The sequence below is a fragment of the Ilumatobacter sp. genome (genome assembly GCF_041688325.1).
In the GTDB taxonomy this organism is placed as follows: domain Bacteria; phylum Actinomycetota; class Acidimicrobiia; order Acidimicrobiales; family Ilumatobacteraceae; genus Ilumatobacter_A.
The window spans coordinates 1-10,951 of the sequence record NZ_JBDNIJ010000264.1; the positions used below are offsets into that span (position 1 = coordinate 1).

Annotated in this window: 12 protein-coding genes; all 12 read left to right on the forward strand. The window is 63.7% G+C overall.

Translation table 11 applies throughout. The features are described 5' to 3' along the window. Nucleotides 1-241: 241 nt before the first annotated feature. The gene (locus ACH2EI_RS14610; RefSeq protein WP_395155665.1) at nt 242-1,975 is read left to right on the forward strand and encodes a class I adenylate-forming enzyme family protein; all 1,734 of its coding nucleotides are present in this window, start codon (nt 242-244) and stop codon (nt 1,973-1,975) included. A gap of 9 nt (nt 1,976-1,984) precedes the next feature. Then, nucleotides 1,985-3,340: an NAD(P)H-hydrate dehydratase gene (locus ACH2EI_RS14615; RefSeq protein WP_395155669.1), complete on the forward strand. Its 1,356-nt coding sequence runs from the start codon at nt 1,985-1,987 to the stop codon at nt 3,338-3,340. Between the two features lie 8 nt (nt 3,341-3,348). Beyond that, entirely contained in the window at nt 3,349-4,500 is a 1,152-nt protein-coding gene (gene alr / locus ACH2EI_RS14620; RefSeq protein WP_395160561.1) for an alanine racemase, read from the forward strand. Next, on the forward strand, nt 4,500-5,018 hold the full coding sequence (tsaE, locus tag ACH2EI_RS14625; protein WP_395155673.1) for a tRNA (adenosine(37)-N6)-threonylcarbamoyltransferase complex ATPase subunit type 1 TsaE: 519 nt from the start codon (nt 4,500-4,502) through the stop codon (nt 5,016-5,018). Before alr ends, tsaE begins: the two co-directional genes overlap by 1 nt. Then, a complete protein-coding gene (gene tsaB, locus ACH2EI_RS14630; RefSeq protein WP_395155675.1) occupies nt 5,012-5,707 on the forward strand; it encodes a tRNA (adenosine(37)-N6)-threonylcarbamoyltransferase complex dimerization subunit type 1 TsaB in 696 nt (231 codons plus the stop codon). Before tsaE ends, tsaB begins: the two co-directional genes overlap by 7 nt. Beyond that, nucleotides 5,704-6,255 carry a ribosomal protein S18-alanine N-acetyltransferase gene (rimI, locus tag ACH2EI_RS14635; protein WP_395155677.1) on the forward strand — a complete coding sequence of 184 codons (552 nt, stop codon included), beginning with the start codon at nt 5,704-5,706 and terminating at the stop codon, nt 6,253-6,255. The genes tsaB and rimI overlap by 4 nt, the downstream gene beginning before the upstream one ends. After that, nucleotides 6,248-7,288, forward strand: a complete 1,041-nt coding sequence (gene tsaD, locus ACH2EI_RS14640) for a tRNA (adenosine(37)-N6)-threonylcarbamoyltransferase complex transferase subunit TsaD (protein WP_395155679.1) — start codon at nt 6,248-6,250, stop codon at nt 7,286-7,288. The genes rimI and tsaD overlap by 8 nt, the downstream gene beginning before the upstream one ends. Next, nucleotides 7,281-7,736, forward strand: a complete 456-nt coding sequence (locus ACH2EI_RS14645) for a hypothetical protein (protein WP_395155681.1) — start codon at nt 7,281-7,283, stop codon at nt 7,734-7,736. The genes tsaD and ACH2EI_RS14645 overlap by 8 nt, the downstream gene beginning before the upstream one ends. 71 nt (nt 7,737-7,807) lie before the next feature. After that, a complete protein-coding gene (dusB, locus tag ACH2EI_RS14650) occupies nt 7,808-8,953 on the forward strand; it encodes a tRNA dihydrouridine synthase DusB (RefSeq protein WP_395160563.1) in 1,146 nt (381 codons plus the stop codon). Nucleotides 8,954-8,955: 2 nt separating this feature from the next. Beyond that, on the forward strand, nt 8,956-9,552 hold the full coding sequence (locus ACH2EI_RS14655) for a Maf family protein (RefSeq protein ID WP_395160565.1): 597 nt from the start codon (nt 8,956-8,958) through the stop codon (nt 9,550-9,552). 160 nt (nt 9,553-9,712) lie between these two features. Next, a complete protein-coding gene (gene groES / locus ACH2EI_RS14660; protein WP_395155705.1) occupies nt 9,713-10,003 on the forward strand; it encodes a co-chaperone GroES in 291 nt (96 codons plus the stop codon). Nucleotides 10,004-10,052: 49 nt separating this feature from the next. After that, nucleotides 10,053-10,951: chaperonin GroEL (groEL, locus tag ACH2EI_RS14665; RefSeq protein ID WP_395160567.1), on the forward strand; the 899-nt coding region annotated here is incomplete at its 3' end.

Sequence of the window (10,951 nt, forward strand, 5' to 3'; positions counted from 1 at the left end):
CCACAGTGATCTGGTCGCCGCTGCTTACGTTGTGTGTGAGTAGCTCCTTCGTCGCTCCTCTACGGCTGCGCCGCTCACCTCCTTCGTCGGTGCACACAAGTCTCAGGCCTGCGGCCTGACTCGCTCACGCTCGGGGGACGGGGCCGCTGCCTTCCATTTGGCGTGAGCGAATACGGGGTCGTTCGCTGGAATCGCTCACGCGGATTCGTGGCGGCGTCCGGGTGGCTGCGATGATCAGCGGATGCTGATGGAGTTTCAAGAAGCGTGGGAAGAACTGACAGCGCCGGGTGCGCAGTTTGCGATGAAAGAGATCGAGGTCCGGGGGATCCCGATGCGGGTTTTTGAGTCAGCGCCACCGTCGATGCGGTTCGTGTGGGAGCTCGCAGGCGGCTACGCCGACCGTGACTACGTCGTCTTCGAAGACGAGCGATTCACCTATGCCGAGGCTGACGCGATCATCAAGTCGCTGGCTCACCACCTACGCGAAGAACACGGTGTTGGGAGCGGCGACCGCGTTGCCGTGGCGATGCGCAACTATCCGGAGTGGGTCTTCAGCTACTGGGCGATCATTTCCCTCGGCGCAGCGTGCGTCGGCATGAATGCCTGGTGGACTTCAGACGAGATGAAGTACGGCCTGGCCGATTCGAGTCCCAAGGTGTTGATTGCCGACAGCGAGCGGATCGAGCGAGTCGCACCGGTGCTCGACGAGCTCCGCGAAACAAATCCGCTGCACGTGATCGCCGTGCGGACACCAGCTGACGGCAAGGTCGAACTGCCTGAGGGCGCAACGCGGTGGGAAGACGTCGTTGACCCGTCGGCCGCGCCAGCGACCCTGCCGGAGGCCGATATCGACCCCGACGACGATGCCTGCATCTTCTATACCTCCGGCACGACGGGCGCTCCCAAGGGCGCACAGTTGACCCACCGCGGCTCGGTCCACAATCTGCTCAATCTTGCCTTCATGACCGGTGTTGCCGGGCTTGCTGGCGCGAAGGCTGCGGTTGCTGCTGGCAGCGAACCCCCTGCGGCTGCGGACCCCGACAAGCAAAACGTGTTCATGGCGCCGACGCCGCTGTTCCACGTCACGGCGAACAACTGCCTGTTGCACCCGGCAACGATCTCGGGCTCGAAAATCGTCCTCACCTACAAGTGGGATGCGGCCCGGGCGCTCGAACTGATCGAGCGCGAGGGCGTCACCAACTTCTCGGGCGTGCCGACGATGACCCGCGAGATGCTGATGCACCCCGACTGGCAAACTCGCGACACCTCCACCCTCGCCGGGCTCGGCGGCGGTGGCGCACCGTTGCAACCCGACCTGGTCGAGAAGATCGATAAGTCGCAACCGGGCACGTCTCCGAGCACGGGCTACGGCCTCACTGAGACACATGGCATCGTCACCGCGAACTCTGGTGCGCTCTACGTCGCCAAGCCGGCTTCGTGCGGCCGTATCGTTCCGACACTTGACGGCAAGCTGATCGACGAGGCTGGTAACGACGTTCCGAATAGCGGCGTCGGTGAACTCTGCGTGCGAGGCGCTGTCGTGATCAAGGGGTACTTGAACCGCGAAGAATCCACTGCTGAAGCGATTCAAGACGGCTGGTTCCGCACTGGTGACATCGCCACGATCGACGAGGACGGCTATGTATTCATCGTCGATCGCGCCAAAGACATGGTGCTCCGCGGTGGCGAGAACATCTACTGCTCCGAAGTGGAAACGGCGATCTACCAGCACGAAGCTATTGCCGAAGCTGCCGTGTTCGGTGTGCCCGACGATCGCCTCGGCGAGATCGTCGGTGTCGCCATCGTCCTTGCGCCTGGTGCGTCACTCGACGAGGCCGGCCTCCGCGAGTTCCTCGCGCCAACGCTTGCCAAGTTCAAGATCCCCGAGCGCATGTGGTTCCTCGGTGAGCCGCTGCCGCGCAACGCCAACGGCAAGTTCTTGAAGCGCGAGCTGCGCGAATCACTCACCGCATAGGTTGCAGCAATGCTCCCGGTGCTGACGCCCAGCCAAATGGCGGCAGTCGACGCCGCGGCAACTGAACCCATCGACGAACTGATTGATCGAGCAGGTAGAGCTGTCGCCAGAATCGCGCTGGACATGTTGGGTGGGAGCTACGGCCGTGTGGTCGTGGTGATTGCCGGTACAGGCAACAACGGTGCAGACGGACGCGTGGCCGCCGAAGTGCTTCGGCGCCGGGGCGTACAGGTAAAAGTATTTGACGCCGCCGCGCTGCCGGACACGTTGCCCTCGGCTGGCCTCGTCATTGACGCGGCCTACGGAACTGGCTTTCGCGGCGAGTGGCCTGCGCCTCATGTCGGGGCAACGCCGGTGCTCGCGGTCGACCTGCCGAGCGGCGTCGATGCCCTGACCGGCGTGGCCTCGGGCAGCGTGCTTCGAGCTGATTGCACCATCACGTTCCAGGCAATGAAGCCAGGTCTGCTCTTCGGTGACGGCGCGTTGCTGGCGGGGCGCATCGAGGTTGCTGACATCGGGCTCGAACTCCCCGTGGTCGACCAACATCTTCTGGGTGCCGCTGACGTCGTGGCGTGGTGGCCCCGGCGTGCGACCGATGCCCACAAGTGGCGTGGCGCTGTTCGTGTGATCGGTGGCAGCGAAGGAATGATCGGAGCAGCACGGTTGTGCGCCGAGGCTGCTGCTCGTGGAGGAGCGGGCTTGGTCAAGCTGTCGGTCCCCGGGCAGTCGATTGAGACTCGATCTGAGATCGTTCAGCTTGAGGTGTCGACGACCGGATGGGCCGCTGAGGTGCTCGTCGATATCGATCGATTCGGCGCCCTTGCGATCGGCCCGGGTCTTGGTCGTGGCAAGCAGACGATGGCAGCGGTACTTGAGACCATCGGTGCTGCTCCGGTTCCCACAGTGATCGACGGTGATGCGCTCTTCGCTTTGACGAGCGATGATCGGTCGCTGAGCGCTCTACTCAGTCGTCGAACTGCGTCGACCGTGTTGACTCCGCACGACGGTGAGTTCCGAACGTTGACCGGAGCGCTGCCCGGAAGCGATCGAGTGGCAGCGGCCCGCTCGCTTGCTGCCGACACAGGATGCACGGTTCTGCTGAAGGGGCCGACCACGGTCGTTGCCGCCGCCGATGGTGAGGTGCTCTTGGTCGACCACGGCGACGAACGCCTTGCCACGGCGGGGACCGGCGATGTACTGACCGGGCTTGTTGCCGTCGGACTTGCAGCAGGCCTGTCGGGGCTGCACGCGGCAGCTGCTGCGGCGTGGGTTCACGCCGACGCAGCGCGCCGGTGCCCGCCGGCGGGACTCTTGGCCGGAGATCTCGTCGAGATGCTTCCCGGGGTGCTGACTGGCCTACGGTAAGTGCAGCCATGAATGAAATGCGGAATGAAAAACGGTGGGCCTGGGCCGAGATCGATCTCGACGCGATCCAGCACAACATCGCGCACCTCCGTACGGTTGTTGCGCCGTCCGCCGTGTGGGCGGTCGTCAAGGCCGACGGGTACGGCCATGGCGCTGTCGACGTCGCCCGAGCCGCTCTGTCTGCGGGCGCCGCAGGCCTGTGCGTTGCCCTGGTCAGTGAGGGGATCACGCTCCGCCGTGCCGGCATCGATGGACCGATTCTGATCCTCAGTGAGCAGCCACCGGAGAGTGCGAGCGAAATCGTCGAGCATCGCCTGACTCCGACCGTCTACACGCGACCGTTTCTCGACGCACTCGTTGCTGCAGGCCCGACGGGTTTGCCGGTTCATATGAAAATCGACACCGGCATGCAGCGGGTCGGAGCCCACCCGCATGCCGCGAGCGCGCTTGCTGCATCAATTGCCGAACGAGCTCCGGCAATTCGACTCGCTGGCGTGTACAGCCATCTCGCGGTTGCCGACGATCCTGAAGATGAGTTCACGGAGCGTCAGGTCAAGCGGTTCGACGGGGCGCTGGCAAGCATCGTCGAACTCGTCGGCGCGGTTCCGCTGGTGCACCTCGCCAACTCGGCCGGAGCGCTCGCGCACCCGGCCACGCGTCGCTCGATGGTTCGCGTCGGCATCGCGATGTACGGGATTTCGCCCGGCCATGGGGTCGACGACTTGTCGGTCGAACTCCGCCCGGCGCTCTCGCTACGCGCCCGCGTTTCGTACGTGAAGATGGCGCGCGCTGGAAGCCGGATCTCCTACGGCCGCATCTACAAGTTCGAGCGTGATAGCAACGTGGCGACGGTGCCGATTGGTTACGCCGACGGCGTCCCGCGTCGATTGTCGACCAATGGCGGCGAAGTCCTCATCGGTGGGCGACGCCGTGCGATCGTTGGACGAGTCACGATGGACCAGCTCATGGTCAACTGTGGTGACGACGAGGTCCGGATCGGTGACGACGTCGTCCTGCTGGGTTCCCAAGATGGGCCCGACGGTCTTCAGACGATTCGTGCCGAAGACTGGGCCGACCAGCTCGACACCATCGGCTACGAGATTGTGTGTGGTATTTCGGGGCGCGTGCCGCGCTTCTCGCGCCGTAGCATCGAAGGCTGATGTTGCACCTCCGAGCGGCCTCGATCAGTGACACCCACGCCATCGCTGGGGCGATCGCCAGGCTGGTTCGCGTCGGCGATATCGTCGTGCTTGCCGGTGAAATGGGGGCGGGTAAGACCGCCTTCGCACAGGGCTTCGGAACAGCGTTTGACATCGACGAACCGATCACATCGCCAACCTTCGCACTCGTCCACAGCTACGACCTGCCACACACAGTGCGGGGCATTCGCACGATGCACCACGCTGACGTCTACCGGCTCGATCGGACCGCCGAACTGGCCGACCTCGCCCTGGGCGAACTCGCCGAATTCGGCGGCGTCGTCCTCGTCGAGTGGGGAGACGTCGTTGAAGGAACGTTCGGCGACCACCTCACGGTGATGCTCGACCAGGACCCCGACGACGAGGCCGACGAGTTGGCGCTCGACCGGGCCCGGTTCATCGAGATTGCTGGCACCGGGGCATCGTGGGCGAGCCGCTGGGACCGATTGAAGACGAGCCTGGAACGCTTTGCATGTTGATCCTCGGTATTGAAACTGCGACCGAAAGGGTCAGCGTCTCCATTGGGGGCCACGAGGGCGTGATCGGTCTGTTCGAAGTCACCAAGGGACGCAGGCATGCCGAGACGCTGGTGCCGGCAATCGACTTCGTCTGCAAGCAGGCTGGCATCGAGCTTGCCGAGATCAGCGTGGTCGCCGTCGACGTCGGCCCGGGGCTGTTTACCGGCATGCGCGTGGGGTTGTCCGCTGCGAAGGCGATTGCTCAGGCGTTGTCCGTGCCCATGATCGGCATCTCGTCGCTCGATCTGCTCGCGTTCCCTTGCCGTCATACCGACCGGGTGGTCGTCCCGGTCATCGACGCGCGCAAGGGCGAAGTCTTTTACGCCATGTACCGACAAGTGCCGGGTGGGATTCAACAGGTAGCGGAGCCGGCCGTCGGCCCCATTGAAGACCTCGTTGCAGACCTGATGGCGCGCAGCCAAGACGTCTTGGTCGTCGGAGACGGAGCCGTTCGATACCGGGACGAGATCCTCGAGGGTTTCCACTGCGAGATGGGTGGCGATGCCCACCCATCTGCCGGGCAACTCGTGCAGTTGGCGCACGCCCGTGCGCTACGCGAAGAGTGGGTGCAACCACGTGAGATCGAGCCTGTCTACCTGCGTGCACCTGATGCGAAGATCAACTGGGCGACTCGGGCGGCGCGCACATGAGCGTGATCGAGCGGCTGCTCCAGCGTGAGCCGGCTGATGGCAAAGGTCTGTCGATCGCGCCAATGCGTCAGCGCGATATTCGCCAGGGGATTATGGAGATCGAAGCGGCCGCCTACCCAGTCGGCTGGTCGCAGAAGGTGTTTGCCACAGAAATCGCCCAGGTCCGAAAGGGCGACCGGCACTACGTCGTGGCTCGTCGGGACGGAGCAATTGTCGGCTACGCCGGCCTGTGGTTCGCTGTCGAGGAGGCACACATCACCAACGTTGCCGTCGTGCCGATCGCTCGGCGCCAAGGGGTTGCTCGGGCACTGATGCTGGACCTCGCCGAGACCGCGATCAAACGTGGTTGCGTTGGCTGGACTCTCGAAGTCAGAGCGACGAGCTCGGGGGCACAGGAGTTGTACCGCGAGTTCGGGTTTGACGCTGCGGGCGTCCGCCAGAAGTACTATGACAACGTCGAAGACGCCATTGTTATGTGGTGTCACGAAATGCAGAGCGATGTCTACCGCGCTCGGCTCGATCAGATCCGAGAGGCCGCCCATGTCTGAGCCGATCGCCCACCCCGAGTTCAACGACTCGACCCTTGTCCTCGGCATCGAGACGAGCTGCGACGAAACTGCCGCAGCGCTGGTCATGGGCGGGTACGACGTCGTCTCGAGTGTCGTCTCAACACAGGTCGAGATCCATGCCGAGTTCGGTGGCGTTGTCCCCGAAGTAGCGTCCCGCGCCCACCTCGAGATCCTGAATCCGGTGATCGCCCGTTCAATCGTCGAAGCCGGTGTCGAAGACTCGCGGATCGATGCTATTGCGTGCACCGTGGGCCCTGGCCTTGTCGGGGCACTGCTCGTCGGTGTGTCGGCTGCGAAGTCACTCGCCCTCGTCTACGACGTTCCGTTTATTGGTGTGAACCACATGGAGGCACACCTGTACGCGGCGTCGCTCGAAGACCCAACGCTTGAGTTTCCGCTCGTCGTGCTGCTCGTCTCGGGTGGTCACACGATGCTTGTCGAGATGCAAGACCACGGTCGCTATCGGCTCCTCGGTCAAACCATCGACGATGCGGCGGGCGAAGCCTTCGACAAGGTTGCGCGGTTTCTCGACCTCGGCTACCCGGGTGGCCCGGCGATCGACGAGGCGGCTCTGCTCGGCGACCCCGATGCGATCAGGTTCCCGCGGGCGTTACTCGATGGCAGCTACAACTTTTCGTTCTCCGGATTGAAGACCTCGGTGATGAATTATGTCCGCAAACATCCCGACGTCAGCTCGGCCGACGTCGCTGCGTCGTTTCAGGCGGCGGTCGTCGACGTGCTCGTGACCAAGGCCCGAGCAGCCGCGAAGGAAGTCGGAGCGAAAAGCATCGTGCTCGGCGGCGGCGTGGCTGCAAATTCGCTGCTGCGTGAGGAAGTACTCGACGGATGCGTCAAGGACGGCATCCAGGGTTTCCTGCCGAGCCGGTCCATGTGCACGGATAACGCCGCCATGATTGCGGCCGCTGGCTGGCATCGGCTCCGTTCTGACGGCCCGACTCCGCTTGATGTCGGCGCCACCCCGAACCTTCGCTTGCCCTTCCTGAATGTCTGAGTCGTCCGAACAGCCTGACGCTCCGGTGTTCCAGGTGATCGATATCGGCGCGATGCTTGACGTCGACGGCAAGCAATGGCCCACAGCAGTCATCGATGCGGAGGGCCACCCCGCCATCACCGACCTCGCTCGGGTCCACGCAGTCGAAGGCATCGGTGACATCCGTACCGAGGCGGTCGCGATGCCGCTCGCCCCCGAGCACGTGTCGGATGAGGCAACCCACCTCTTCTTGCTGGCCGTGGTGATCACCAAGCCAGTCGACTGCACCTTTGGTGTGTCGTTCGTGCTGCCGGCGCAGGGCCAGGTGCTTGTCGAAGCGGCTGCTGCCGGAAATCTCGTGATCGCCACAACGTCGCCCGACGAGATCAACGAACAGAACCAGCCGCTCTGGCTTGCGATCGACGTCGAAGCGGACCTTCTCGAACAAGCCATCGCCAACCTGCCGTGAAGCTGTCGCAACAAGGTCAGCTTGGTTTCAGGTCGTGGGTGTGACAAAACGCAGCCGATACCGTCGTGCCTATGACGTTCAAGATCGGTGATCACGAGCTGTCGGCTCCGGTGGTGCTTGCCCCGATGGCCGGCGTGACCAACGCGCCGTTTCGCGAACTCTGCCGTCGGTATGCCCCCGGCCTCGTCTATCTCAACGAGATGGCGATGGCGACACCGGTGGTGCACAAGAACGCCAAGACCGACCGGATGATCAGCTTCGGGCCGAACGAGCTGCCCCGCAGCCAGCAGTTGTACGGATCCGACCCGGCAATCATGGGCAAGGCCGTCCACATCCTGTGCGATGCTGACCGAGTCGATCACATCGACATCAACTTCGGTTGCCCGGCTGCCAAAGTGACGCGGCAGGGTGGCGGCGCAGCGGTCCCCGCCAAGCCCGAGCTGCTTCGTGCAATCGTTCGCGCTGCGGTGAAGAGCGCCGAGCCGTATGGCATCCCGGTCACCACCAAGTTTCGAATGGGCCTCTTCGACGACTGGCTGATGCACAAGAGGACCGGCCAGATTTGTGCTGAAGAGGGCGTCGCAGCGATAGCGCTGCACGCTCGCACGGTTCAGCAGCACTACTCGGGTGAGGCGCGGTGGGACGCAATCGGCGAGCTCAAGGATGCAGTGGGCTCGATCCCGGTGCTCGGCAACGGCGACATCTGGGAAGCCTCCGATGCAGTGAAGATGATGGAAGCAACCGGCTGCGATGGTGTTGTGATCGGGCGCGGCTGCCTCGGACGCCCTTGGCTGTTCGGCGATCTCGTCGAGGCGCTGTCAGGCCGTGAAGTTCGTCCGAGCCGAACGCTCGGTGAAGTGACCGAAGTGATGGCCTTGCACGGTCGCCTACTTGCTGAACACATGGGCGAAGACCACGCCATGCGTGACTTTCGCAAACACTCCGGCTGGTACATGAGTGGTTATCCGGTCGGTTCCGAGGTGCGGCGCCGATTCGCGCTCTGTGCGTCGCTTGCCGAGCTCGATGACATCATGGCGCTGCTCGACCCGACCGCAGAGATTGTCGAGGGTGGCGAGCGCATCAAGCGCGGCCACACGAACGGCCCGATCAAGGTCGCGTTGCCAGCAGGGTGGCTCGACGACGAGACGCGCGCCGGGCTCGACAGTGACGTGTCAGTTCCTGACGATGCCCACGTCATGGCCCTCTCGGGCGGCTGACCGTGCTCGGTTTCGCGGCGCCCCTCGTTCTGGCGTCAGGTTCACCTCGGAGGCGTGAGTTGCTGTCAGGCGCCGGTTTGCGTTTTGCAGTCCGGCCCGCCGATATCGACGAGACCCCGCTGCCCGGCGAGGCTCCCGCCAACTACGTGCGCCGGCTCTCCATCGAGAAGACGGATGCGTCCATGGCGTCACCCCTCGCCAGTCCGGTCGAGATCGTGCTGGCCGCCGACACCACCGTCGACGTCAACGGCGAGATCCTCGAGAAGCCGCTCGACGCCGACGATGCGTTCCGGATGTTGCGCATGTTGTCCGGGCGGAGCCATCTCGTCCACACAGGCGTCACCGTGTCCGTGCCCATCGCCGGAGTCCGCCGTTCCAGCACGATCGTCGTCACCACCGAGGTCACGTTCGCTGATCTCGAAGATGCCGCGATCGACTGGTACCTGGAGACCGGCGAGGCCATGGACAAAGCCGGGGCCTACGGCATCCAAGGTGCGGCCGGCGCCTTTGTCGAGAAGATCAACGGCAGCGTCACCAACGTCATTGGTCTCCCCCTCGCCGAGACTCTCAGGCTGCTTCGCGACGCCACGTCGGCCTGAACAGCAGAAGAACTTCTCGTGAGCAGTCGGCCCTGCCGGTTGCCATTGGCTCGCGCGACATTTATCATTGGCACTCGGTAGGGGAGAGTGCCAATTTGGTACCCGACCCAATCCGATACATCAGACACACAACAGTGACCTGCCAATGGAGGCAACACACATGAACCTGAAGCCGCTGGACGACCGCATCGTCGTCCGACCCGCAGAGCCCGAGACTCAGACCGCTTCCGGTCTCGTCATTCCCGACACCGCCAAAGAGAAGCCGCAGCAGGGCGAAGTCCTTGCCGTTGGTCCAGGCAAGCGCTCTGACAGCACCGGTGAACTCATCGCAATCGGCATCAGCGTCGGCGACACCGTTCTGTACAGCAAGTACGGCGGCACCGAGGTCGCCTCGGGTGGCGAAGACCTACTCGTCCTCAACAGCCGTGACGTGCTCGCCATCGTCGGCTGAGCAACTCCACCGCTGTAACCACCACAAGATCTGAAAGAGAAATAGCAACATGGCAAAGATTCTGAAATTCGACGACGAGGCGCGCCGCGCACTCGAAGCTGGCGTCAACAAGCTCGCTGACGCCGTCAAGGTCACCCTTGGACCGAAGGGCCGTAACGTCGTACTCGACAAGAAGTTCGGCGCACCGACCATCACCAACGACGGTGTGTCAATCGCCAAGGAAATCGAACTCGACGATCCGTTCGAGAACATGGGCGCGCAGCTCGTGAAGGAAGTCGCCACCAAGACTGACGACATTGCCGGTGACGGCACCACCACGGCCACCGTGCTCGCGCAAGCGATGATCTCGGCCGGCATGCGCAACGTCGCAGCAGGCGCCAACCCGATGTCGCTCAAGCGTGGCATCGAGGCCGCAGTCATTGCCGCCGTGCAGTCGATCGCCGATCAGGCGAAGGACGTCGACGACAAGAAGGACATCGCGTCGGTCGCCACCATCTCCGCCGCTGACGCCAGCGTTGGCCAGGTCATCGCCGACGCCATCGACAAGGTCGGCAAAGACGGTGTGGTCACGGTCGAGGAGTCGAACACGTTCGGCACCGAGCTCGACTTCACCGAAGGCATGCAGTTCGACAAGGGCTACCTGTCGCCGTACTTCGTGACCGACACCGAGCGCCAGGAAGTCGTCCTCGAAGACGCTTACGTCCTGCTCAACAGCGCCAAGATCAGCACGGTCCAGGCCATGCTGCCGACCCTCGAAGCAGTGATGCAGACCGGCAAGCCGCTCGTCATCATCGCCGAGGACATCGAAGGCGAAGCGCTGGCCACCCTCGTGGTCAACAAGATCCGTGGCACGTTCAACGCGGCAGCCGTCAAGGCTCCCGGCTTCGGCGACCGTCGTAAGGCAATGCTGCAAGACATGGCAGTCCTCACCGGCGGCCAGGTCATCAG